General features: G+C 71.6%; 26 protein-coding genes. 20 read left to right on the top strand and 6 right to left on the bottom strand.

Annotated features, from left to right (window positions below):
• Positions 1-32: 32 nt before the first annotated feature.
• Positions 33-926 carry a phosphatase PAP2 family protein gene (locus ACOJV7_RS01880; protein ID WP_420188464.1) on the top strand — a complete coding sequence of 298 codons (894 nt, stop codon included), beginning with the start codon at positions 33-35 and terminating at the stop codon, positions 924-926.
• Here the strand turns inward: ACOJV7_RS01880 and ACOJV7_RS01875 are convergent.
• Complete coding sequence (locus tag ACOJV7_RS01875) at positions 857-1,717, bottom strand: class I SAM-dependent methyltransferase (protein WP_420188463.1); 861 nt, start codon at positions 1,715-1,717, stop codon at positions 857-859. The genes ACOJV7_RS01880 and ACOJV7_RS01875 overlap by 70 nt on opposite strands.
• Positions 1,718-1,841: 124 nt before the next feature.
• On the opposite strand from ACOJV7_RS01875, the gene ACOJV7_RS01870 reads away from it, so the two are divergent.
• Complete coding sequence (locus tag ACOJV7_RS01870; protein ID WP_420188462.1) at positions 1,842-2,552, top strand: winged helix-turn-helix transcriptional regulator; 711 nt, start codon at positions 1,842-1,844, stop codon at positions 2,550-2,552.
• On the opposite strand, the gene ACOJV7_RS01865 is transcribed toward ACOJV7_RS01870, so the two are convergent.
• Both ACOJV7_RS01865 and ACOJV7_RS01860 read right to left on the bottom strand, forming a co-directional pair.
• Positions 2,549-3,187 (bottom strand): hypothetical protein, encoded by a 639-nt coding sequence (locus ACOJV7_RS01865; protein WP_420188461.1) that lies wholly within the window; start codon positions 3,185-3,187, stop codon positions 2,549-2,551. The genes ACOJV7_RS01870 and ACOJV7_RS01865 overlap by 4 nt on opposite strands.
• Positions 3,184-3,801, bottom strand: coding sequence for an SIMPL domain-containing protein (locus ACOJV7_RS01860; protein ID WP_420188460.1), 618 nt, complete (start codon positions 3,799-3,801; stop codon positions 3,184-3,186). Before ACOJV7_RS01860 ends, ACOJV7_RS01865 begins: the two co-directional genes overlap by 4 nt.
• Before the next feature lie 178 nt (positions 3,802-3,979).
• On the opposite strand from ACOJV7_RS01860, the gene ACOJV7_RS01855 reads away from it, so the two are divergent.
• From ACOJV7_RS01855 to ACOJV7_RS01810, 10 genes are all read left to right on the top strand, one after another.
• Positions 3,980-5,386, top strand: a complete 1,407-nt coding sequence (locus tag ACOJV7_RS01855) for an NAD-dependent malic enzyme (protein ID WP_420188459.1) — start codon at positions 3,980-3,982, stop codon at positions 5,384-5,386.
• Between the two features lie 50 nt (positions 5,387-5,436).
• On the top strand, positions 5,437-5,802 hold the full coding sequence (locus tag ACOJV7_RS01850; protein ID WP_420188458.1) for a VanZ family protein: 366 nt from the start codon (positions 5,437-5,439) through the stop codon (positions 5,800-5,802).
• A gap of 136 nt (positions 5,803-5,938) precedes the next feature.
• Complete coding sequence (locus tag ACOJV7_RS01845; RefSeq protein WP_420188457.1) at positions 5,939-8,167, top strand: DEAD/DEAH box helicase; 2,229 nt, start codon at positions 5,939-5,941, stop codon at positions 8,165-8,167.
• Complete coding sequence (locus ACOJV7_RS01840; RefSeq protein ID WP_420188456.1) at positions 8,157-8,714, top strand: YqgE/AlgH family protein; 558 nt, start codon at positions 8,157-8,159, stop codon at positions 8,712-8,714. The genes ACOJV7_RS01845 and ACOJV7_RS01840 overlap by 11 nt, the downstream gene beginning before the upstream one ends.
• Positions 8,715-8,759: 45 nt before the next feature.
• Positions 8,760-9,080: a DUF3039 domain-containing protein gene (locus ACOJV7_RS01835; RefSeq protein WP_420188455.1), complete on the top strand. Its 321-nt coding sequence runs from the start codon at positions 8,760-8,762 to the stop codon at positions 9,078-9,080.
• Positions 9,081-9,233: 153 nt separating this feature from the next.
• Positions 9,234-10,202 carry a zinc metalloprotease gene (locus ACOJV7_RS01830; protein ID WP_420188454.1) on the top strand — a complete coding sequence of 323 codons (969 nt, stop codon included), beginning with the start codon at positions 9,234-9,236 and terminating at the stop codon, positions 10,200-10,202.
• A gap of 164 nt (positions 10,203-10,366) precedes the next feature.
• Positions 10,367-12,127, top strand: coding sequence for a DEAD/DEAH box helicase (locus tag ACOJV7_RS01825; RefSeq protein WP_420188453.1), 1,761 nt, complete (start codon positions 10,367-10,369; stop codon positions 12,125-12,127).
• A 159-nt stretch (positions 12,128-12,286) separates the two neighbouring features.
• A complete protein-coding gene (locus ACOJV7_RS01820; protein ID WP_420188452.1) occupies positions 12,287-13,654 on the top strand; it encodes a hypothetical protein in 1,368 nt (455 codons plus the stop codon).
• The gene (locus tag ACOJV7_RS01815) at positions 13,654-14,184 is read left to right on the top strand and encodes a hypothetical protein (protein ID WP_420188451.1); all 531 of its coding nucleotides are present in this window, start codon (positions 13,654-13,656) and stop codon (positions 14,182-14,184) included. The genes ACOJV7_RS01820 and ACOJV7_RS01815 overlap by 1 nt, the downstream gene beginning before the upstream one ends.
• Positions 14,181-14,498, top strand: coding sequence for a hypothetical protein (locus ACOJV7_RS01810; protein ID WP_420188450.1), 318 nt, complete (start codon positions 14,181-14,183; stop codon positions 14,496-14,498). Before ACOJV7_RS01815 ends, ACOJV7_RS01810 begins: the two co-directional genes overlap by 4 nt.
• On the opposite strand, the gene ACOJV7_RS01805 is transcribed toward ACOJV7_RS01810, so the two are convergent.
• Positions 14,495-14,995 carry an Lrp/AsnC family transcriptional regulator gene (locus ACOJV7_RS01805; protein WP_420188449.1) on the bottom strand — a complete coding sequence of 167 codons (501 nt, stop codon included), beginning with the start codon at positions 14,993-14,995 and terminating at the stop codon, positions 14,495-14,497. The two genes, ACOJV7_RS01810 and ACOJV7_RS01805, sit on opposite strands and share 4 nt — an antisense overlap.
• Before the next feature lie 107 nt (positions 14,996-15,102).
• Between ACOJV7_RS01805 and hppD the strand changes: the two genes are divergently transcribed.
• The 8 genes from hppD (at position 15,103) to ACOJV7_RS01765 (ending at position 21,278) form a co-directional block, all read left to right on the top strand.
• The gene (hppD, locus tag ACOJV7_RS01800) at positions 15,103-16,347 is read left to right on the top strand and encodes a 4-hydroxyphenylpyruvate dioxygenase (RefSeq protein ID WP_420188448.1); all 1,245 of its coding nucleotides are present in this window, start codon (positions 15,103-15,105) and stop codon (positions 16,345-16,347) included.
• Positions 16,348-16,510: 163 nt separating this feature from the next.
• A complete protein-coding gene (locus ACOJV7_RS01795) occupies positions 16,511-17,035 on the top strand; it encodes a histidine kinase (RefSeq protein ID WP_420188447.1) in 525 nt (174 codons plus the stop codon).
• A gap of 40 nt (positions 17,036-17,075) precedes the next feature.
• A complete protein-coding gene (locus ACOJV7_RS01790) occupies positions 17,076-17,876 on the top strand; it encodes a DUF4097 family beta strand repeat-containing protein (RefSeq protein ID WP_420188446.1) in 801 nt (266 codons plus the stop codon).
• Complete coding sequence (locus ACOJV7_RS01785) at positions 17,873-18,643, top strand: ABC transporter ATP-binding protein (protein ID WP_420188445.1); 771 nt, start codon at positions 17,873-17,875, stop codon at positions 18,641-18,643. The genes ACOJV7_RS01790 and ACOJV7_RS01785 overlap by 4 nt, the downstream gene beginning before the upstream one ends.
• Complete coding sequence (locus tag ACOJV7_RS01780) at positions 18,640-19,446, top strand: ABC transporter permease (RefSeq protein WP_420188444.1); 807 nt, start codon at positions 18,640-18,642, stop codon at positions 19,444-19,446. Before ACOJV7_RS01785 ends, ACOJV7_RS01780 begins: the two co-directional genes overlap by 4 nt.
• Before the next feature lie 63 nt (positions 19,447-19,509).
• On the top strand, positions 19,510-19,713 hold the full coding sequence (locus tag ACOJV7_RS01775) for a DUF4177 domain-containing protein (protein ID WP_420188443.1): 204 nt from the start codon (positions 19,510-19,512) through the stop codon (positions 19,711-19,713).
• A 110-nt stretch (positions 19,714-19,823) separates the two neighbouring features.
• Positions 19,824-20,417: a hypothetical protein gene (locus ACOJV7_RS01770; RefSeq protein WP_420188442.1), complete on the top strand. Its 594-nt coding sequence runs from the start codon at positions 19,824-19,826 to the stop codon at positions 20,415-20,417.
• A gap of 12 nt (positions 20,418-20,429) precedes the next feature.
• Positions 20,430-21,278, top strand: a complete 849-nt coding sequence (locus ACOJV7_RS01765) for an RDD family protein (RefSeq protein WP_420188441.1) — start codon at positions 20,430-20,432, stop codon at positions 21,276-21,278.
• A gap of 18 nt (positions 21,279-21,296) precedes the next feature.
• Here ACOJV7_RS01765 and fahA read toward each other — a convergent pair whose 3' ends face one another.
• Together fahA and ACOJV7_RS01755 are read right to left on the bottom strand one after the other, a co-directional pair.
• Entirely contained in the window at positions 21,297-22,526 is a 1,230-nt protein-coding gene (fahA, locus tag ACOJV7_RS01760; protein WP_420188440.1) for a fumarylacetoacetase, read from the bottom strand.
• Positions 22,523-23,389, bottom strand: coding sequence for a hypothetical protein (locus tag ACOJV7_RS01755; protein ID WP_420188439.1), 867 nt, complete (start codon positions 23,387-23,389; stop codon positions 22,523-22,525). Before ACOJV7_RS01755 ends, fahA begins: the two co-directional genes overlap by 4 nt.
• Positions 23,390-23,416 lie beyond the last annotated feature (27 nt).

Genomic DNA, 23,416 nt, shown 5'->3' with positions numbered 1-23,416 from the left:
TCTGCGCGCGGGGTCGTGTGTGACGATCTCGTATGCCGTCCGCCGACCTCCCGCCCTCCTCGTCACCTCCCGAGGACGAGCGGATCGGCGAACGCGACCTCGCCGACTGGCGGACCGACACCGGCCGGTTCGTGCTCCGGTGGACCGCGCGCGGTGCCGCCGAGATCGCCCGGGTGGGGCGCTGGTCGATCGCCAACCTCGCCCTCGTCCTCACGGTCGGGATCGGGCTCGCCGTCGTCTGGGGCTTCGCCGCGACGTCGGCCGAGGTCTACGAGAACGTCGTCGACCGCGACGGCATCTCGGTTGTCGACCAGCCCGTGCTCGACTGGTCCGTGGCCGCACGCACGCCGAGGACGGAGCGCCTCGCCACCGACTTCACCGACCTCGGCGGCACCATCGGCATGCCGGTCATCGCCGTCGTCGCCACCGTCGGCCTGGCGCTCCTCTGGCGTGCCTGGACCCCCGTCGTCCTCATGCTCATCGGGGCGGGCGGCTCACTCGTCATGACCCTCACCGGCAAGGACCTCGCCGGCCGCGCGCGACCGCCACAGTCCCTGGCCGTGCCGCCCTACGAGACCTCCGCGAGCTTCCCCTCGGGGCACACGCTCAACGCGACCGTGGTCCTGGGGCTCACGGCATATCTGCTCGCCATCTGGCTGCGGAGGAAACGGTGGCGCACGGGGGTCGTCGTGCTGCTCGGGGTGTTCGTCGTCGCGATGGGACTCTCACGCGTCTATCTCGGCCACCACTGGCTCACCGACGTCGTCGCGGGCTGGGCGATCGGCCTCGGCTGGCTGGCCTGCGTCGTCACCGGGCACCGCGTGCGGCTCACCCTGCAGCGACCCCGGACCGGAGGTCAGGGCCGTGAGCCGGACACGACGAGCATCTCGCAGGGACCGACGAAGCCGTCCGGTCCCTCGAACTGACGCAGCGCCTCCTCGATCTCGCGCCAAGCGGCGGCTCGCTCCGCCTCATCGACGCCGGAGAGCATCTGGTGCAGGGCCCCGAAGGACTCCTGCTCGAAACGGAGGCACTCGGCTGCGCTCGCCATCCGCACCGGCGAGGGGATCGTGCGCGTCGTGACGTCGACGAACCCTGCTTCGCGGTAGGCCGTCTCTGCGACCCCGGGAGCGCCCATGCTGAACGGACCGGGCATCCCGGGACCAGGCGCGGGCAGGCCGGCCACGCGGCGGATGATGCCGACGGGCACCGAGAAGAAGCCGTTGTGGTCCGGCGTCGAGTAGACCACTGCCGAGAGCCGTCCTCCGGGGCGGAGTGTGCGCAGGATCTCGGCGAGCGCGCGGCCGCGGTCGGGGAAGTAGATGAGGCCGACCCGCGAGATGGCGGCGTCGAAGGTGCCCGCCTCCACCGCCGAGAGGTCCTCGCCGTCCGCCTCGAGCGTGGTGACCTGGCCGAGGCCTGCCGCGGCGGCCTCGGAGGCGGCGAAGTCGAGGATGGCGGGGGAGATGTCGGTCGCGAGAACGTGCCCCGCCGGCCCGACCCGGCGCGCGGCGACCAGGCTCTGGCCACCTGCGCCCGCAGCGACGTCGATGACGCGCGAGCCCGGGCCCACGCCGGCGTCGTCGAGCATCTGCTCGGTCGCCCGGCCGAGCCAGCCCTCGATCGCGGGCCCCCAGCGGTGCCAGGCCTCCGCCGCGGTCTCCCACTGGGCGCGGGTCGTGCTCTTGAAGGTGTCGGCGTCGAATGTGGTGCTCATGGTTCCTCCTCGGTTGTCGATGCCACGAGCGTGCCTCCGGACGTCGGTCGCCCTCCAGAACGCAAAGTGGACCCGTGCGGACCAGTTTCTGGACTTCAGCCCGTGGCGGTTCCACACTCGGAGCGTGAAGGAGTACGCCCAGTACTGTCCCGTCGCGCTGGCGAGCTCGTTGATCGCCGAGCGCTGGACCCCGCTCATCATCCGCGAGCTCGTCCTGGGCGGCCGTCGCTTCAACGAGATCGACAGGGGGCTGCCGGGGATCTCGCGCTCGCTGCTCAAGCAGCGGCTCGACCACCTCGAGAGCAAGGGCGTGGTGCAGCGGGTGGCGAGGCCGCCGGGGCACGAGTACCAGCTCACCCCCGCGGGCCGGGACCTCGAGGGCGTCATCATGGCCGCCGGCGAGTGGGCCGTGCGCTGGATGTTCAGCGAGCCGGAGCCGCGCGAGGTCGACCCGGTCACGCTGACGTGGTGGATGTCGCGCCGGCTCGTCGCCGACGCCCTGCCCGACGAGCGTGTCGTCGTGGAGTTCGCCTACACCGGCGCCGACCCCACGACGATCTGGATGGTCATCGAGCGGCGCGGGACGTCCGTGTGCACCGACCCTCCGGGTTTCGAGAGCGACCTCGTCGTCACCACGGAACCGGTCGCGCTCATGCGCGTCTTCTCGGGCATCGTCACCTACCCGAGGGCGCTGGGGGAGGGAAGCCTCACCCTGACCGGACCGTCGCACCTCACCCGGGCGCTGCCGCACTGGTTCGCCTGGAGCCCGTTCGCACCGGCGGTCCGCCGGCAACTGGGGTTGGAGGACGCACCCGACCCGGCTCCGGGAGGCTAGGCCCCCGGACGGGTGACGCCGGCGATGTCGAGGGCCCAGGCACCGCTGTCGCGGCGGAAGCCGAGCCGCTCGTAGTAGGCGCCGACCATGTCGTCGGGGGTGCGGACGGTCCGCCAGCCGTGGCCGGCGAAGAGGCCGCTGTGGCGCCAGACGAACTCGCCGGGAGTGAAGTCGCGGTAGCGCTCGGTGACGTAGTCGAGCTCGATCTGGCCGACGCCACCGCCGGCGTCGCGAACGACGACCACGCCGACCGTCTCGTGACCGTGGAGGACGAGGTAGGCGTAGCGCGAGGCAGACTCGGTGACGCCGACGAAGCCCGGGTTGAACTTCGCGATGTCGGCGCCCTGCACGTCGAGGAAGTGCTGGAAGTAGGCGTCGTCCTCCTCGACCTCGATGACGCGGAAGGCGTCGGCGTCGTCCTTCTCGCGCAGCATCTTCGCGATGAACCACAGGTTGATCGCGGCGAGGACGACGTTCATCGCGACCATCGGCCAGACGCCGATGAGCGCGTTGAAGACGGTGAGGATGACGCAGGCGACCGTGTTGAGCACGCGCAGCCGGAGGATCCGGGCCTGGAGGAGCGAGAAGACGAGGAGCGCCGAGCCGAACCAGCCGAGCGCGTCGAGCCAGCTCATGTGAGCGCCCATCGGACCGTGACGGTGCTCCGGATCGCCCGGGTGCCACCCTCGACCGGCATGCCACCGGCGAAGGCGTCGGCCGCGCGCGCCATCATTGGCCGCGGCCCGTGCTCGAGGCCGCCTTCGTGGATCGAGACGACCGGACCGAGCTCGACGCCGGCGAGCCGCGCGAACTGGGTCGCCCGGGCGCGGGCGTCCTCGAAGGCCGCCTCGCGTGCGGCCTCGACGGCCTCGGTCGTCTCCTCGCCCGTCATCTCGATGCCGTCGACGGCGAGCGCGTCACCGGCTGCTCCCGCGAGGGCCTGCAGGAGGTCACCCACCCGGGTCGTGTCCCGGACCGTGAGCGTGAACGCCTGGTATGCCGTGTAGCCGATGACCTTGCGGCCGTTCTGGTCGTGGCGCGGGTGGATGCCGACGTCCTCGGTGCGACGGTCCCTCGCCTCGACGCCGTGGTCGGCGGCGGCCTGGAGCGCGGCGGCGGCTCGGTCTGACGACGCGGACAGCGCGCCGGCGACGTCACGGGCATCGCACTGCACCCGCGCCCTCACGATGACGAGGTCGGGGACGACGTGGTGCGCGCCCTGACCGGTGACTTCGACGTGCTCGCTCATGGGGGCAACTGTAGGTCCGCGACGGGACCGCCGACGACGACGCGGAGGACGCCGGAACAGGTGTCGCGTGGGCGGGGAAGCGGGTGATGCCGAGGGCGAGTGGAGGCGACGGCGGCGCGACGGTCCCGGGTGGCGGGCCGATTGTCGCGAACTCACCGGTAGCAGGTTGAATCTCCCCATGGCCCTTCCCTCCGCTGCGAACTCCGTCACCGTCCGTCTCGTCGTCCCGGCCCGAGCCACCGCCGTCAGCGAGCTCACCGGGGTCGTGGAGGAGGCCGGAGGAGTCGTCACCGGGCTCGACGTCACCGCCTCCGGCCACGACGCGGTGCGCATCGACGTCACGCTCATGACGCGGGACCCGGAGCACGCCGACGAGATCGTCGAGAGGATGCGCACGGTCCCTGGCGTCGAGATCGGCAAGGTCTCGGACCGGACCTTCCTCATGCACCTCGGCGGCAAGCTCCAGATCGAGTCGAAGGTCCCGATCCGCAACCGCGACGACCTCTCGCTCATCTACACGCCCGGTGTCGCACGGGTCTGCATGGCCATCGCGGAGAACCCCGAGGACGCGCGCCGCCTCACGATCAAGCGCAACACCGTCGCCGTCGTCACCGACGGCACCGCGGTGCTCGGCCTTGGCGACATCGGCCCCCTCGCCGCGATGCCGGTCATGGAGGGCAAGGCCGCGCTCTTCAAGCGGTTCGCCGACATCGACGCCTTCCCGATCTGCCTCGACACGACCGACACCGAGGAGATCATCACCGCGGTGAAGGCCATCTCGCCGGTCTTCGCGGGCATCAACCTCGAGGACATCTCGGCCCCCCGCTGCTTCGAGATCGAGGCGCGGCTGCGGGCCGAGCTCGACATCCCCGTCTTCCACGACGACCAGCACGGCACCGCCATCGTGGCGCTTGCCGCGATGCGCAACGCCCTCGCCGTCGTCGGCAAGCAGCTCGAGGACGTCAAGCTCGTCATGAGCGGCGCCGGTGCCGCGGGGACCGCGATCCTCAAGCTCCTGCTCTACGCGGGTGCCCGCAACGTCGTCGTCGCCGACATGCACGGCGTCGTCCACAAGGGCCGCGAGGACGTGCTGTCCGGTGAGCACCCCAACCACGAGTGGATCGCCGAGCACACCAACCCCGACAACCTCTCGGGCACGCTCGTCGAGGCGCTCGCGGGGGCCGACGTCTTCCTCGGTGTCTCGGCGCCCAACATCCTCACCGGCGACGACATCGCCACGATGGCCGACGACGCCGTCGTCTTCGCCATGGCCAACCCGACGCCCGAGGTCGACCCGGTCGAGGCGGCGAAGCACGCCACCGTCGTCGCCACGGGCCGCTCGGACTTCGCGAACCAGATCAACAACGTGCTCGTCTTCCCCGGTGTCTTCCGCGGTCTCCTCGACTCCGGCTCCAAGGTGCTCACCCCCGAGGTGCTGCTCGCGGCCGCCGAGGCCCTCGCCGGCGTCGTCAAGGAGGACGAGCGCAACGCGACCTACATCATCCCGAGCGTCTTCCACCCGGACGTCGCCGAGGTCGTGGCCGCGGCCGTCGCCAAGGCGGCGACCTCCCAGCCGTCGGCGTGACCGGAGGTCCGTCTCCGGCGTCGTCACCGGCTCGCTCCCGGGTCCGGTCAGTGCTGCCGGCCGCGGTCGCGATGGTCGTGCAGCTCGCCGTCGTCTATGCGCCCTCGGCCGGGGGAGCGCCGGCCGTGCCGCACCTCGACAAGCTCGTCCACGCGGCGGTCTTCGCGCTGCCCGTCCTCTTCGGGCTGCTCGCCCGGTTGCCGCTCGTGCCGGTCGTCGCCGTCATGGCGCTGCACGCACCGGTGAGCGAGGTCATCCAGGGGACGCTGCTGCCGCAGCGGTCGGGTGACCCGTGGGACGCGGTCGCCGACCTCGTCGGGGTGGCCCTCGGCGTGGTGGTGGCGACCGCCGTGCTGCGCCGGAGCCGGGGTGCCGCGGACCGCGAGGGCCGGTCCCGGGCTTCATGGTCGGCCTGAGCACGGACCGCTGGTAACATCGACTCCTTGCGCCACGTCCGGCGCCGCGTTCCAGCCCGTTGAATCTCGTTGACACAGAAGTCGTCGTGGAGGGCCGTTGACGCCCCCACCATCGACTCGGATCGAGTGATTCTCCATGCCCAAGAACCCCTCCGGCGGCAAGAAGCCGCGTTGGACCGCCTCCCAGAAGGCGAAGGCCGCGAAGACCGGCGCCACGAAGAAGCCCCACCACCGCGGACAGCCCGAGGGCCCGCGCACCAAGGCGCCGCGCTCCGAGCGCAGCCCGCGCTGGACCGACGAGGACCGCGCCGAGCGCGGCGCACAGCGTCGTGACCGCCGGGACGACCGCGGTGCCGACCGTCGCCGTGACGACCGCAGCGACTCGCGCGGCGGCCACCAGCGTCGTGACGACCGCGGTGAGCGGCCGGCATACGGCCAGCGCCGCGACGACCGCGGTGACTCGCGTGGTGGCTACCAGCGTCGTGACGATCGCGGTGAGCGGCCGGCATACGGCCAGCGTCGTGACGATCGCGGCGAGTCGCGCGGCGGCTACCAGCGTCGTGACGATCGCGGTGACCGGCCGGCATACGTCCAGCGGCGTGACGACCGCGGCGAGCGGCCGGCATACGGCCAGCGCCGCGACGACCGCAGCGACTCGCGCGGCGGCTACCAGCGTCGCGACGACCGCGGTGAGAACCGCGGCTACCAGCGTCGTGACGACCGCGGTGACCGGCCGGCATACGGCCAGCGTCGTGACGACCGCGGCGGCCGGCCGGCCTACGGCGAGCGCCGTGACGGGCGCCCGCCGTTCCGTCGCGACGACGACCGCCCGGCCCGCCGGGTCGCCGACCCCGTTCGCCGTGACCGGCACGAGGGCCGTCACTACGACGAGCACCGCCACGACCTGCCCGAGCAGCGCACCTTCGAGGAGGCGGAGGCCGAGCGCGCGCAGGCCGACACCTGGGTGAAGTACGAGTCGAAGGCCAAGGGCGGCCCCGCTGCCGTCACCGAGGACAACGGCTTCGCGGCCCTGTCGCTCGACCCCCGCCTCGTCGAGCGCCTCGCCCGCGACGGCATCACCGAGCCGTTCCCGATCCAGGCGGCGACGATCCCCGACGCCCTCAGCGGTCGGGACGTCCTCGGCCGCGGCCAGACCGGCTCGGGCAAGACGCTCGCCTTCGGCCTGCCGACGATCACCCGTCTCGCCGACGGCACCAAGCCGACGAGTAAGCGCCCCCGCTCGCTCATCCTCGTCCCGACCCGCGAGCTCGCCATGCAGGTGAGCGACGCGCTCGAGCCGCTCGTCCACGTCACCGGCCTGCGCCACAAGCTCGTCGCCGGCGGCCTGTCCTACGAGCCGCAGATCAAGGCGCTCGCCAAGGGCATCGACATCCTCGTCGCCACACCCGGTCGCCTCGCCGACCTCCACGAGCGCGGCGCGGTCGAGTTCGACGACGTGCAGGTGACGATCCTCGACGAGGCCGACCACATGGCCGAGATGGGCTTCATGGCCGAGGTGACGGAGATCCTCGACCGCATCCCGACCGGTGGCCAGCGCCTGCTCTTCTCGGCGACGCTCGACCGCGGGATCGACCAGCTCGTCGAGCGCTACCTCACCGACCCGGTGACCCACTCGACCGAGGACGCGCAGGCCAGCGTGTCGACGATGAGCCACCACATCATGCTCATCGACCCCAACAACAAGAAGCAGCTCACGGCCGAGCTCGCCGCCCGCGACGGGCGCACGGTCGTCTTCGTGCGCACCCAGCTCGGCGCCGACCGCGTCGCTCGCGAGCTGCGCGAGAAGGGCGTGCTCGCCGCCGCGATCCACGGCGGCCTCTCGCAGAACCTGCGCAACCGAGCGCTCGGCGCGTTCCGCGACGGCTCTCTGCCGGTCCTCGTGGCCACCGACGTCGCCGCCCGCGGGATCCACGTCGACGACATCGGGCTCGTCCTCCAGGCCGACCCGCCCGCCGACCACAAGGACTACCTCCACCGGGCCGGTCGCACCGCGCGGGCGGGGGAGCGGGGCACGGTCGTGACCTTCGCGTTGCCGCACCAGAAGCGCACGATGGAGCGCCTCGCCGGGGCTGCCGGTCTCGACGTGGCGCCGGTCCGGGTGCGCCCCGGCGACGAGCACGTCGCGGCGGCCGGCGGTCGCACGCCGACGATGGTTCCGGTTCCCGACGAGGAGTGGAAGCCGCTGCTCGAGGCCAAGCAGCAACAGCGTGGTCGCCGTCCGGGTGGCCCGCCGCGCCGGTTCCAGGGCGCGTCACGCGGGCAGCACGGCGGGAGCCGTGGCGGCTCCCGTGGAGGCGACCGCCGTGGACAGGCCGGACGTGCAGAATGGAAGCGTGACCGCTGACCGGACGACGGGGAGACTTCTCGTCTCGACGCCCCAGCTCGACGACGGGGTGTTCCACCGCAGCGTCATCCTCATGCTCCAGCACGACGACAACGGTGCCCAGGGTGTGGTCCTCAACAAGCCCATGGGCGCCGAGGTCGACGCCGTCCTGCCCGGCTGGGGCGAGCACATCGCCTCGCCCCAGACCCTCTTCCAGGGCGGTCCGGTGCAGCTCGACTCCGCGCTCGGACTCGTGATGGTCAGCGACGACGACCTACCTCCCGGGAGCCAGCGCCTCTTCGGGTCGGTCGCCATCATCGACCTCGACACCCCGCCGCTGCTCGTCATGCCCGAGGTGGGCGGCCTGCGGATCTTCGCGGGGTATGCCGGGTGGTCCGCCGGGCAGCTCGAGGGCGAGCTGCGTCGTGGGTCGTGGTTCGTCGTGGACTCACTTCCCGGTGACCTCCTCACGGCCGACCCGGACCACCTCTGGGAGCAGGTGCTGCGGCGCCAGCGCGACGAGCTCGCGTTCGTCGCCTACTACCCCTCCGACCCCGAGCTCAACTGAGTCCGAGGTCTGGGGCTGCGCTCACGCGGCACGTAGTCTGGCGGGGTGAGCGACCCGCAGCAGCCCCTCAACGACCCGAGCTCCCCGCAGCCCGAGCCGTCCGGCCCCTCGACCCGCACGGCCGTCCTCGAGCGCGAGGAGACCGTCCCCCAGGTGCAGGAGCCGGGCGACCACGAGCGCTTCGCGCACTACGTCCGCAAGGAGAAGATCCTCGAGTCCGCGCTGTCGGGTGAGCCGGTGACGGCCCTGTGCGGCAAGGTCTGGATCCCCGGGCGCGACCCGCAGAAGTTCCCGGTGTGCCCCACGTGCAAGGAGATCTACGAAGGTCTGCGTGCTCCCCAGGACGGCGGAGACGACGGACGGTAGCCCGGCCCGCGTGGCGCGCGGACGGCATACGGGCACTTTGCCAAACCTTGACCCAGTTCTGGGAGAACACGGGTTCTCCGGCTCGTTCGCCGCTGGCTAGGTTCGGAGGAACACGGACCTCACAGGGTTCTGTGCACACCGAAAGGGACTCCCATGTCTGTTCGTCCTCTGCGCCCCGTGGCGCTCCTCGCCGCCTCGGTCCTCGCGGCCGCGGGCATCGGGCTTGGCGCCAGCAGCGCCTCTGCCGTCACGATGGCCGGTGAGCGCAGCGTCGCCGCCGAGTGTGCGACCGACGTCCACGCGGACGAGGCGGTCGCCGGCCGTGGTCCGCACGCCAAGGACCCGCACGACGTCTCGCCCGCCCAGGCGAAGGCGATGGAGGCCCAGCTCGACAAGGCGCTCGCCGCGAAGGGCTACACGCGCACGGCTTCGGGCGGCGCCAGGAAGCCCGGTGGCGGCGGCGCCTTCACCCCGGCGACGATCAAGGTGCACTGGCACACGATCACCGACGGCACCAAGGGCGCGCTGAGCACGTCCGAGATCAACAGCCAGATCACCGTCCTCAACAACGCCTACTCCAGCGCCGGCTTCTCCTTCGTGCTCGCCAGCACGACGACGACGAACAACGCCAGCTGGTACAACCAGCTCGACTACGGCACGAGCGCCGAGCGCGCGATGAAGACGTCGCTGCACACCGGCACCAACGCCGACCTCAACATCTACACCGCCGACCTCGCCGGTGGCCTGCTCGGCTGGGCGACGTTCCCGAAGTCGCGCGTGAGCGACATGGACGGCGTCGTCCTGCTCGACGAGAGCCTGCCCGGCGGCTCCGCGTCGCCCTACAACCTCGGTGACACCGCCACCCACGAGGTCGGCCACTGGCTGAACCTCTACCACACCTTCCAGGGCGGCTGCTCGGACACCGCCGGCGACTACGTCACCGACACCCCCGCCGAGGCGAGCCCTGCCTCCGGCTGCCCGACCGGCCGCGACACCTGCACCCTCCCCGGTCTCGACCCCATCAAGAACTTCATGGACTACACGACCGACGCGTGCATGGATCACTTCTCCGCGGGTCAGATCGAGCGCATGAAGGCAGCCTGGGTCGCCTACCGCGCCTGAGCCCGAGGGCTTCTCGCCCGCAGCAGTGCACGACAGGGCCCGCCACGACGACGTGGCGGGCCCTGTCGTGGGGGGTGGGGGAGCGCAGCACATCGGGAGCCGGTTTCGGCGCAGGCGGACCCTCGGCATGTCGTCGCGAGAACCCCGTTAACCTTGCCGAGCCGATGAGTACCTCAGCCGCCAGCCACCTCAGTCCCGCCTTCCCGGAGCGGGCCGCGTGGGGTACCGCCGCGAAGCTGCGCGCGTGGCAGCAGGAGGCGCTCACGGCATACCTCGAGTCCGAGAGCAAGGACTTCCTCGCGGTCGCGACGCCGGGTGCCGGCAAGACGACCTACGCGCTGCGGATCGCCACCGAGCTCCTCGAGAGCGGCGAGGTCCGCGCGGTCACCGTCATCGCGCCGACCGAGCACCTCAAGACGCAGTGGTCCGAGGCCGCGGCCCGGGTCGGGATCCAGCTCGACCCGAAGTTCTCGAACTCGACGGCGGTGCACTCGCACGAGTACGACGGCGTCGCCCTCACCTACGCGCAGGTCGCCTCGCGCCCCGATCTCCACCGCCGCCGCACCGAGGCGACCCCGACCCTCGTCATCCTCGACGAGATCCACCACGGCGGTGACTCGCGCAGCTGGGGCGACGCGATCCGCGACGCGTTCACGCCAGCCGTGCGCCGCCTCGCGCTCACCGGCACGCCCTTCCGCTCCGACACGAGCCCGATCCCGTTCGTGCGCTACGAGATGGACGAGGCGGGCATCCTCCGCTCCGCGTCGGACTACACCTACGGGTATGCCGCGGCGTTGCGTGACGCGGTCGTCCGACCGGTGCTCTTCCTCGCCTACGGCGGGGCGATGCGGTGGAAGACCAAGGCCGGTGACGAGATCGCCGCGCGCCTCGGCGAGCCGATGACCAAGGACCAGACGGCGCACGCGTGGCGCACGGCGCTCGACCCCAAGGGCGAGTGGGTGCCCTCGGTCCTCGCCGCCGCCGACAAGCGGCTCACGGAGGTGCGACGCCACGTGCCCGACGCGGGCGGGCTCGTCATCTCGACGAACCAGACGACGGCCCGTGCCTATGCGCGGATCCTCGAGTCGATCACCGGCGAGAAGACGACGGTCGTCCTCTCCGACGACGCGGGCTCGAGCGCCCGGATCGAGGAGTTCTCGGCCGGTGACTCGCGGTGGATGGTCGCGGTGCGCATGGTGTCCGAGGGCGTCGACGTGCCCCGGTTGTGCGTCGGCGTCTATGCGACGTCGACGTCGACCCCGCTCTTCTTCGCGCAGGCGGTCGGCCGCTTCGTGCGTGCCCGCAAGCGTGGCGAGACCGCGTCGGTCTTCCTGCCGTCCGTGCCGGTCATCCTCGAGCACGCGGCGACGATGGAGGTCGAGCGCGACCACGCGCTCAACCGCAAGAGCGACCCCGAGTCCGAGGCCTCCATGTGGGCCGAGGAGGAGGGCCTCATCGCGGCGGCCAACCGCACCGAGAAGACCCTCGGCCTCGAGGAGGAGAGCTTCGAGGCGCTGGAGTCCGACGCGCACTTCGACCACGTGCTCTTCGACGCGCAGCAGTTCGGGCTGCACGCCGACGTCGGCTCCGACGAGGAGCAGGACTACCTCGGGCTGCCCGGACTCCTCGAGCCCGACCAGGTCTCGGCACTGCTCCACGAGCGCCAGGCCAAGCAGTCCGCGGCGCCGGGACGCAAGCAGCGGACGGCGGAGGCGCCCCTGTCGGCCCACCGCGCGCTCGCCGCCCAGCGCAAGGAGCTCAACAAGCTCGTCGCGGCCTATGCGAAGAAGACCGGCGCGCCACACGCCAACGTGCACATGGAGCTGCGGCGCGCCTGCGGCGGTCCCGAGCTCGCGGCCGCGTCCTCCGAGCAGGTGGCGGCCCGCATCGACAAGGTCCGGCTCTGGTTCGTCGGCCGGCGGTGAGCGGCGGCGCAGAGGCCGGGGTCGCGTCGGGCGCGGGCATGCCGGCGCTCGCCGACACGCGGGGAATGCTCCCCATTGCGGCGGGCGCAGGCCGCTGAGAGGGTTCCACCAGGCACGACAGACGTTGCACGGGACAGCACAGGACAGAGGGGGTCGTCGATGACGAAGATCGAGGTCAACTACGAGGGCATGCGCAACCTGCAGACAGCCTGCGGTGACCAGATGCGCACGTTCGCGAAGATGGAGGGCTTCTTCACCGACAACTGCGGTGCGTCCAAGTTCTCCTCGATCCCCGTGCTCGCGCTCTTCAGCCCCGTCTACTCGGACGCCGCGGCCGTCGTCACGGACGGGCTCGCCGAGGGCCGCGACGCCGCCGAGCGCTTCCGCGACAACGTCCGCGACAACCGCAACCGCTACCGCGAGGACGACGTGCAGGCCTCGACGCTGCTCACCAAGTCGTGGCGGGTCACGACGGCCGACTACACCCCGCCCGCCATCGCCCAGGGCAACGGAGCGGTCTTCAACTACAACGGCAACGGCAAGAACGCCGGCTCGTGGAGCGGCTGGGCCATCGACGGCGCCATGGAGCGCAGCTGGCCGATAGACTCGGTCCACGAGATGCCGGGTCCGCGGGGGATCGGCGGACGCGGTGGCTTCAGCGACCTGCTCGGCGCCACCTTCGACGGCGCCGACGGCATCAACAACGCCCAGACCCTCGGCAACGGGCTCAGCGACAACGAGGACTACGAGGCGTTCGAGGCCGGCGGTGGCCTCGACGGGAACACCCCGACCTTCGCCAACAAGCAGGCCGGCGCCATCAACCTCTTCGACGTCTCGTCCTCGCTCACCCCGGTGGGCGAGTCCGACACCGGACCGCTCATCGAGGGACTCAAGTCCGAGCTCGGCTCCTTCATCGGCGGCATCAACTGGGCCCTCGAGAAGCTGGGGTTCAACCTCATGGACAAGATCCTCGGCCCGATCGCCGGCAGCTTCGCCGACGCCGACCAGCTGCGCGGCAACCTCGACCGCCTCGGCAGCTGCACGCGCGCGGTCGGGGTCAACTGGAGCGAGATCGGCAACGGTGTCGAGCACTCGTGGCAGGCCCCGTCCGCCCGTGAGGCGACCTCGGTCTTCCACAAGTCGTCGCGCGCGTGCGAGCGCCAGGGCGACGCCTTCACGATGATCGCCCGTCAGGTCGGCAACTTCATCACCGCGACCTACGAGGGGGTCAAGCTCGTCGTCGGCATCATCGGCCTCGTCGTCGACGAGCTCATCGGTGTCCCGCTCGCCAAGCTGCTCGGCTGGATCCTCAAGGGCGCCGCCAAGATCAAGCGCTGGATCAGCCTCATCCGCCGCGCGATCGAGTACATCGACAAGCTCAAGGACATCGTGCCCCCGCTGCTCACCGCTGCCCGCGCCTTCTCGCGCATGGCCATCGCCTTCAAGCTGCTCTTCGGCATGCTCGCCGTCGGCGGCAACATGGCTGCCGGCACGAACTCCGACAACACCGCCGAGTCGGCCTTCTGATGGGGGTCGAGGAGGAGTTCGCGGCGGCCGAGGGGGAGCTGCGTGGGGCCGAGCGCCAGATGGACCGCGCGATGGGTTCCTACCTGCGCGAGGTCAGCGAGATGCGTGAGGCCCTGCACCAGTTCCGCCTCGAGCTCGAGGAGGAGCGCGAGGACCCCAAGGCGCAGGCCGAGCAGAAGGAGGTCGAGCGCGAGATCCGGGCGGGTCGGCACGGTCAGGGGCTCAAGGAGCTGCAGGAGCGCATCGACCTCGACCAGACCACGCTCGCCGACGTCCTGTCGGGCCGTGACGGTCAATGGTCCGCCGACGCGCTGCGTGACATCTTCGGGCGACGGGTCGACGAGGTCCTCGCCGAGGAGGGCGACGACGGCGAGACCGACGCGCGCCAGGACGCTCCGCGGACGGCCGACGACGGGCCGCGCCCCGGCTCCGCGGGCGGCGGGTTCCCCACGAGCGACGACCGCGCCTCGGGCGAAGACACCGACGGCACGGGCCGGCAGCGTCCGCTGCACGAGGGTGGCACCTGGTGAGGTTCCGCGACTTCTGGCGCAGCGCGGCGAGCGACAACATCTTCGGGTTCCGCTTCGTCGTCGGCATGTGCATCTTCTGGCTGGGGCCGCTGCTCTTCATGGCGACCGGGCTCATGACGCAGCCCCAGCGGTGGGCGATGGTGTGGTGGTCGGTCGTCGCCCTCGTGGGCTGGGTCCTCGCGTGGGCGGTCATGCTCGTTCGGCACTTCTCGTCGATGCCGGGCAGCCGCGCCGACCTCACGCCGACGGTGGCGATGATCCTGCCGTCCGCGCTCATGGTCGGCGGCGTCGTCGGCGTCCTGCTCGCCTTCTAGTCCACGTGGCGCTCGCCGCGCTCGGCGGCCGCGGTGACGAGCGGCCCCGTGCGGTGGTCGAGGTGGGTGACGAGGCACATCGAGGTGTTGGCCCGGAGCACGTGCACGTCGTCGATGATCTCGTCGATGACCCGTCCGAGATCCGCGTTGTCGCGCGCGACGATGCGCACGATGAGGTCGCCCGCACCGGTCGTGGAGTGGATCTCGAGGACCTCGGGGATCGCGGCGAGGTGCGCGACGACGGGTGCGTGACCCTGCCGCTGGCGGATCTCGAGGGTGCAGAACGCGGTGACGGGGTAGCCGAGCGCGGCCGGGTCGATCTGCGGTCCCATCGAGGCGATGACGCCCCGGCTCTGGAGCCGGTCGAGCCGGGCCTGGACCGTGCCGCGCGCGACGCCGAGGCGCCGGGAGGCACCGAGCACTCCCACGGACGGGTTCTCGGTGAAGAGGTCGATGAGGCGGGCGTCGAGCGTGTCGATGCCGTCGGGTCGGATCATGGGCACAGTGTCGACCCCAACCCCCAATGCAGGCAACATCGTGCGCAGACTGTGCAGCGCGGCGGCATACCGTTGCACATCCTGCGCGGATCGGACAGCCTGCACGCATGACCGACACGACGACTGCAACGCCGCAGGACAGCCACATCGACCTCACCGCCCAGGAGCGGGAGGCGAACCTCGACATCCACGAGCTCAAGCGCCTCGTGGGTCTGGTCGACTACGACGAGACCAAGGACCCGTTCCCGGTCACCGGCTGGGACGCCATCGTCTTCGTCGTCGGCAACGCGACGCAGGCCGCGCAGTACTACCAGAACGTCTGGGGCATGGAGCTCGTCGGCTACTCCGGCCCCGAGACCGGCAACCGCGACCACAAGGCCTTCGTCCTCAAGTCCGGCTCGATCCGCTTCGTCCTCAAAGGCGCGGTCATGCCCGACAGCCCGCTCATCGCCCACCAGGCCAAGCACGGCGACGGCGTCGTCGACATCTCGCTCGAGGTGCCTGACGTCGACAAGTGCATCGCGCAGGCGAAGGCCGCAGGCGCCACCGTCGTGCAGGAGCCCGAGACCGTCTCCGACGAGTTCGGCTCGGTGCGGATCGGCGCCATCGCGACCTACGGCGAGACGCGCCACACGCTCGTGCAGCGCGACGTCGACGGCCAGACGTATGCCGGCCCCTACCTCCCGGGCTACGTCGAGCGCACGTCGACCTTCGTCAAGCGCGATGGTGCGCCCAAGCGTCTCTTCCAGGCGCTCGACCACATCGTCGGCAACGTCGAGCTCGGCAAGATGGACGAGTGGGTCGCGTTCTACAACCGCGTCATGGGCTTCGTCAACATGGCCGAGTTCATCGGTGACGACATCGCCACCGACTACTCCGCGCTCATGTCAAAGGTCGTCGCCAACGGCAACCACCGCGTGAAGTTCCCGCTCAACGAGCCGGCGATCGCGAAGAAGAAGAGCCAGATCGACGAGTACCTCGAGTTCTACAACGGCCCCGGCGCCCAGCACCTCGCGCTCGCGACGAACGACATCCTGCGCACCGTCGACGAGCTCCGCAAGGAGGGCGTCGAGTTCCTCGACACCCCCGACGCCTACTACGACGACCCCGAGATGCGCGCCCGCATCGGTGAGGTCCGCGTGCCGATCGAGGAGCTCAAGGCCCGCAAGATCCTCGTCGACCGCGACGAGGACGGCTACCTCCTCCAGATCTTCACCAAGCCGCTCGGCGACCGCCCGACGGTCTTCTTCGAGATCATCGAGCGCCACGGGTCGCTCGGCTTCGGCAAGGGCAACTTCAAGGCGCTCTTCGAGTCCATCGAGCGAGAGCAGGACAAGCGCGGCAACCTCTGACGGGTTCCGCTCCGTGACGGCGGGGTATGCCGGGTGCTCGCCACCCGCGCATGCCCCGCCGTTCGTCGTGCTGGGGTCTGAGGAGGGGTCGGCGCGCTGTCGCGCCGCGATGGTGACGCCAGGGCCGTTGACAGTGACGTCATAGTGATGTCACTATGACGCCATGGAACTCACTCCCTTCGTGGACTCGCTCCAGCGCGAGCTTGCCGTGGCCGCCGCGGCCGGTGGGCCGGAGGCCGAGTCGCTCGCGGAGCGGCTCACCGCGGCGCTCGAGTCGGCGGTCCGCCTCACGCTCCAGGAAGCCGTCGTCGACGCGGCCGCCGAGATCACGGTCGCGCTCGCGCCGGGCTCGGTCGACGTGCGTCTCGCCGGTCGCGGTCTCGCCTTCGTCGTGACCCCACCGGCCACCGAGGCGCCGACAGTGACGCCACCGGTGACGTCACCCGTCCCTACGCCCGGCGAGGAGGAGGGCGGGACCTCCCGGATCACCTTCCGACCCTCGGACCGGCTCAAGGCCGACATCGAGGCGGCCGCCGAGCGCGAGGGGCTCTCGGTCAACGCCTTCCTCGTCCGGATGCTCACCCTCGCGGTGCGCAGCAGCGTCTCCGAGGCGGGCGCGAGACACCTCGGAGCCTCGCCGGTCGCGACCCCCCGGGGCGGCCAGCGGCTGTCCGGCTGGGTCCGGTGACGCCGTCATGACCACCTCTCCGTCCCTCCAGGAGCTCGCCGTGACCACCTTCGACACCCCCGAACCCATCCGCGCCCGCGTCCGCCTCCACGCCGGCGGGGTCCGCGTCATCGCGTCCGAGACCGACACCACGGTCGTCACGGTGACGCCGACGCGCCCCGACCGCCCCGGCGACGTCGATGCGGCCGGGCGCACGACCGTCACCCTGCTCGACGGGGTGCTCGACGTGGTCGCTCCCCGCGACCGCGGCCTGGGGCTCGTGTGGCGCCCGGCCTCGGTGGACGTCCTCGTCGAGCTGCCCCACTTCTCGCACCTCGACGCCGAGACGGGGGCCGGCGACATCGAGTCCACCGGTCGGCTCGGTGAGTGCACGATGCGCACGTCGGCCGGCAACGTGCGCGCCGACGACACCGAGCGGGCCCGGCTGCGGACCTCCGCAGGCAACGTCGACGTCCGCCGCGCCAGCATCGAGGCCGACCTCACGACGAGCGCGGGCAACGTCGCCCTCGGTGAGAGCACCGGGCGTGCAACCCTGCGCACGAGCTCGGGTGACGTCACTGTCCATCGCAGCGGAGGACGGCTGGACGCCCGGACGGCATACGGGCAGCTGCGTGTGGACTCCGTCAGCGAAGGCGACCTCACGCTCGCGACGGGCTATGGCTCGATCGACATCGGCGTCCGCGACGGCACGGCCGTGCGCCTCGACGTGACCTCCGACCACGGCCAGGTCCGCAGCGAGCTGGCGCCCACCGGCGACCGCCCGGACGACGCTCAGCGCTACGCGACCGTCGGCGCACGCACGACCTACGGCACCATCACGATCCGCAGGGCGCTGTCATGACCGCCGCCATCTCCGTCCGCGACCTGCGCAAGGGCTACGGCGACCTCGACGTCCTCCGCGGCGTCGACCTCGACGTCGAGCGGGGGAGCATCGTCGCGCTGCTCGGAAGCAACGGCGCGGGCAAGACCACCCTCGTGCGGATCCTCTCGACCCTCCTCGACGCCGACTCGGGCACGGCCTCGGTCGACGGCCTCGACGTCGCGACCCGCGGTGCGGACGTCCGTGCAGCGATCAGCCTCACCGGGCAGTTCGCCGCCGTCGACGAGGTCCTCACCGGGCGCGAGAACCTCGTCCTCGTCGCCCGGCTGCGGCACCTGCCCGAGGCCGGCCGCATCGCCGACGAGCTGCTCGACCGCTTCTCTCTCGCCGACGCCGGTGGACGCCGCGTCGCGACGTGGTCCGGCGGCATGAGGCGCCGGCTCGACATCGCGATGAGCCTCATCGGCGACCCGCGGGTGATCTTCCTCGACGAGCCGACGACGGGCCTCGACCCGCAGGCGCGACTCGAGGTGTGGCAGGCCGTCCGCGAGGTCGCGTCGCAGGGCACGACCGTGCTGCTCACGACGCAGTACCTCGACGAGGCCGAGCAGCTCGCCGACCGGATCGCGATCCTCCACGGCGGCCGCATCATCGTCGACGGGACCCTCGCCGACCTCAAGGCCCTCCTGCCGCCGGCGGAGGTCGAGTACGTCCAGAAACAGCCGACCCTCGAGGACGTCTTCCTCGCGGTCGTCGGCGCCGGTTCCGACAGGGGAGCAGACCGATGACGAGCAATGCCCGGGCCCACGTCCACCGCCGGGCCCGCGGCCACGCCCTGGCCGACACCGCGGTCCTGCTCCAGCGCTCGCTGCGCCACATCGCCCGCAGCCCCGACACGATCATCTCGACGCTCGTCATGCCGATCGCGATGATGCTCCTCTTCGTCTACGTCTTCGGTGGGGCGATCCGCACCGGCGCCGGGTCCTACGTCGACTACCTCCTGCCAGGCATCCTCGTCCTCACCATCGCGTCGGGCATCTCCTACACCGCGTTCCGGCTCTTCCTCGACATCCAGGGCGGGATCGTCGAGCGCTTCCGGTCGATGCCGATCGCGCGCTCGTCGGTGCTGTGGGCGCACGTGCTCACCTCGGTCGTCGCCAACCTCGCGTCGCTCGTCGTCGTCCTGATCGTCGGTCTGGCGATGGGGTTCCGTTCCGGGGCAGGGCCGCTCGCATGGCTGGCTGCCCTCGGCATCCTCGTGCTGCTCACCCTCGCGCTCACCTGGGTGGCCGTCATCCCCGGTCTCACGGCGAGGTCGGTCGACGGCGCCAGCGCCTTCGCCTACCCGCTGATCTTCCTGCCCTTCATCAGCTCGGCGTTCGTGCCGACCGACACGATGCCCGGCCCGGTGCGGGCCTTCGCCGAGCACCAGCCGGTGACGACGATCATCGACGTGCTGCGTCGGCTCTTCGCCGAGCAGCCGGTCGGCGGGGATGTCTGGGTCGCAATGGCGTGGTGCGTCGGGATCCTCGTCGTCGCGTGGGCCGTGGCCGCCCGGGCCTACCGCGGGAGCGTCGCCGCCCAGCAGTGAAGGCGCGCTCCCGGGACGCCGAACCCGTGCCGTTCGGCCCGCTGCACGGCATACGCTCGGTCCATGGCATACGAGTACAAGGTCGTGCAGATCCGTGAGGGACTCATCGGCGGCAAGATGTCGGCCGGCAAGCTCGAGTCCGTCCTCAACGAGTGGGCCTCCCAGGGCTGGCAGCTCAAGCAGATCACCTCGGTCGAGGTGAAGGGCCGCATCGGACCCGGTGGGGTCGAGGGCGTGCTCGTCACCTTCGAGCGTCAGGTCGGCTGACGACCGCGCCGGGTCCGGTCCTCCTCCTGCCGAGTCCGCTCGTCGGGGCGGCCGCGTATGCCGTTCTCGCAGAGGCGTTCCGGGACCGCGGCCGTGACGCGTCGGTCGCCGTGCCACCTCGCGGCGCGCTGTCCGGGACAGATGTCCTCGCCGCCTACCGTGAGGCGTTCGCCGAGGTCCAGCCGGGACTCGTGGTCGCCCACAGCAACGCCGGCATCGTCGGTCCGGGGGTCGCCGACGGGGCGCCGATCGTCTTCGTCGACGCGGCCCTTCCTCCGGAGTCGGGGGAGTCGCCGATGGCACCACCCGCCATGCTCGGGCACCTCGACGCGCTCGTCGGCGACGACGGGCTCCTGCCGCCGTGGACGCGGTGGTGGGGCGAGGAGGACGTCGCCCCGCTCTTCCCCGACCGGTCGGCGCGCGCGGGGGTCGAGGCGTCCGAGTCGCGGCTGCCGCTCGGCTACTTCCGCACCACCGTGCCCGTGCCCGATGGGTGGCAGTCGGGGCCGTGCGCCTACCTGGCCTTCGGCGGGACGTATGCCGTCGAGCTGGCTCGCGCGCGCCGGCTCGGCTGGCCGGTCGCACAGCTCCACGGCGCGCTCCACCTGCACTTCCTCCACGACGCCGACGGGGTGGTGTCGAGGGTCCTCGACCTCGCATCGGCGCTCGAGGGCCACGATGCGGGGACGCCCGGGCCGGTGTGACATCCTGCGGGCATGAGCACGCCGAGTGGCCCCGGGTGGTACGAGAACCCCGACAACCCCGACGAGCTGCGCTACTTCGACGGCATCCTGTGGACGTCACACACGACGCCGCTGCGCACCCGCCGTGCCCAGCCGCCGGCGGCCCAGCCGACGCCTCCGCAGGCTCAGCCCGGTCAGCAACCGTCGGGTGCTCCGGCCCCGCACCAGCAGGGCCAGCAGCCTCAGCCGGGCCAGTGGGAGCACCAGGGGCCGGGTCCGGGCCAGCAGTATCCCGGCCCCCACCCGCAGCAGCCTCGCCCCTCGCAGGCGGTGCTCACCGACGTGCCGGGCCAGCCGGTCCTCGCGCCCTACGGGCTGCGGGTCGTCGCCTACCTCGTCGACGCGATCATCGTGAGCTTCGTGGCGCTCATCGTCGGTGGCTGGTTCCTGTGGAAGGCGATCGAGCCCATCGTCGACCGCGTCGACACCGCGATGACGAGCGGCGACGTCCAGGCGGTGAGCGCCGCCCTCGGTGAGGCGCGCCTGGGCTACCTGGCGCTGTTCCTCGGCATCCAGCTCGTGCTCATGCTCGCCTACCACGTGGCCTGTCTCGTGCGCTGGGGCGCGACCCCGGGCAAGCTCCTCGTCGGCATCAGCGTTCGGCGGCTCGACCGGCCGGGACCGCTCGACGCCGACACCGCCATCCGCCGCACCGGCTTCCAGGCCGTCGCGCAGGCCTTGGGCAACGTGCCCTACCTGTCGCTGTTCGGCACGGTCGTGGTCGTCATGGACCTCGTCTGGCCGATCGCCGACGCGCGGCGGCAGGCCCTGCACGACAAGGTCGCGAAGACCATCGTCGTGCGGGGCCGCGCCCAGCGCTGACGCGCGCCGCGGACGACCTCAGCGGGCGGGGCGGATGGTCCCTACGCACTCGCCGAGCGAGATCGTCGAACCACCCGGACCCGGCGCCGTTGCGCGCAGGACGACGGTGTCGCCGTCCTCCAGAAAGGTGCGCTCGGACCCGTCGTCGAGGGTCAGCGGCTCCTGCCCGCTCCACGACAGCTCGAGGAACGACCCGCGCTGGTCCTTGTCGGGCCCCGAGATCGTGCCGGAGCCGAAGAGGTCGCCGTCACGCAGGGTCGCGCCGTTGACCGTCATGTGCGCAAGCATCTGCGCGGGGGACCAGTACATCGTCCGGTAGGGCGGCCGTGACACGACAGTGCCGTTCCACTCGACCTCGTAGGTGATGTCGAGCCCGTACGCCGTCCCCGCACCGTCGTCGGTCGCCTCACCCTGCAGGTAGGGCAGGGGAGCAGGGTCGGTCTGACCGGGCAGCGGCACGCGCGCGCTGCGCAGGGCGTCCGTGGTCACGACCCACGGCGAGATCGTCGTCGCGAACGACTTGCCGAGGAAGGGGCCGAGCGGGACGTACTCCCACGCCTGCAGGTCGCGCGCGCTCCAGTCGTTGAGGAGCACGACACCGAAGAGGTGGTCGTCCGAGTCCCCCACGGAGACAGGCGAACCCAGCTCGGTGCCGCCACCGACGATGAACCCGAGCTCGGCCTCGATGTCGAGCCGGACGCTCGGCCCGAAGACCGGCGCGTCCTCCGTCGGGGGTTTGCGCTGGCCGCTGGGTCGGACGATGTCGGTGCCCGAGACCACGACCGTGCCGGACCGTCCGTGGTAGCCGATCGGCAGGTGCTTCCAGTTCGGGGTGAGCGGCTCGGAGTCGGGGCGGAAGATCCGGCCGACGTTGCTCGCGTGGTACTCGCTCGCATAGAAGTCGACGTAGTCCGCGACCTCGACCGGCAGGTGCATCGTCACGTCGGCGACGGGCACGAGGTGCGGCTCGACGCAGTCCCGGCGGGCAGGGTTCGTCAGCACCTCGGTGACCCACTCACGCGCCGCCGACCACGCCGGACGCCCCTGCGCGAGGAACGCGTTGAGCGACGGCTGCGCCCACACGGCATACGACTCCATGCCGGCCTGCTCCGCGCACGGGGCGAGGTCGAGGACGTGGTCGCCGACCCGGGTCCCGACCCGCGGCGACGTGCCGTCGGTGGAGAAGACTCCATAGGGCAGGTTGTGCAGGCCGAAGGGCGAGTCGGCGGGGACGTCGAGCCAGGTCATGAAGGGGTCTCCTCATCTGGGGCGAGTGCGGCGAGGTCGAGCACGCCGAGGTCGTCGAGCTCACCGATCGGGTCGGTGACCTCGCAGCATCCGTATGCCGTGAACAGGCTGCGCACGCGCCTCGCCGACTCGTCGTCGAGGTCGAGAACGGCGTCGGTCAGCAGGCGCGGGTCCCGCTGTGCGAGAAGGGATTCCACGGCCGCGCGCGCGCCGTCGTGGACAGCGGAGTGCACCGCGAGCAGCACGTTGAGCAGTCCGTGCTGCGGCTCACCGTCATGCTCGGCGCGGACCGCGTGGTGCAGCCCACCGGTGAGCTTGAAGGGCACGCCGAGGCGGGCGCAGTCGTGGAGGAAGGCGGCGAGCTCGACCTCGTCGGGCCACTCCCAGGTCGGCGTCGCCCCAGTGCGGAACTTCGCCTGGACGACCCGGCCCGACTCGTCGACACCGGCCCGCACGTCGTCGAGGGCGCGGTCGCGGTCGGCGCCACGGGGGACCTCCAGCGTGAGGGGCAGGCCGTCGACCGGCAACGTGCGCCAGCCGGCGAACCACCCGAGCTCGGCACCGACGACCTCGACGACGTCCTCGTCGCGGAGCCGGGCAACAGCGTCGGCGACGGCTCGCGGCTCGACGCCGGGGCGGGCGATGAGCCCGACGGCGAGCGGAGCGTGGTCGCCCGACGCCTCGGCCACGAGCGTTTCCACGTCGGCGACCGGCACGAGCAGCGGACCGACGAGACCGGCATACGCGGCTCTGCGGTGGGCGCGATGGCGCGCGACCGCGACGTCGAGCGGGGCGTTGCCGGGAGGGAAGACGGCGGCGTCGTCGATGAGCCCTGCGAGCAGGGCGGGGGGCGCCGTTGACATGCCGGACACGCTACTAGGCTGGTCGGA

Source organism: Knoellia tibetensis (assembly GCF_048606415.1).
Classification (GTDB): domain Bacteria; phylum Actinomycetota; class Actinomycetes; order Actinomycetales; family Dermatophilaceae; genus Knoellia; species Knoellia tibetensis.
The sequence above is the reverse complement of the archived record's forward strand: the minus strand, read 5'-3'. Positions and strand labels throughout refer to the sequence as shown.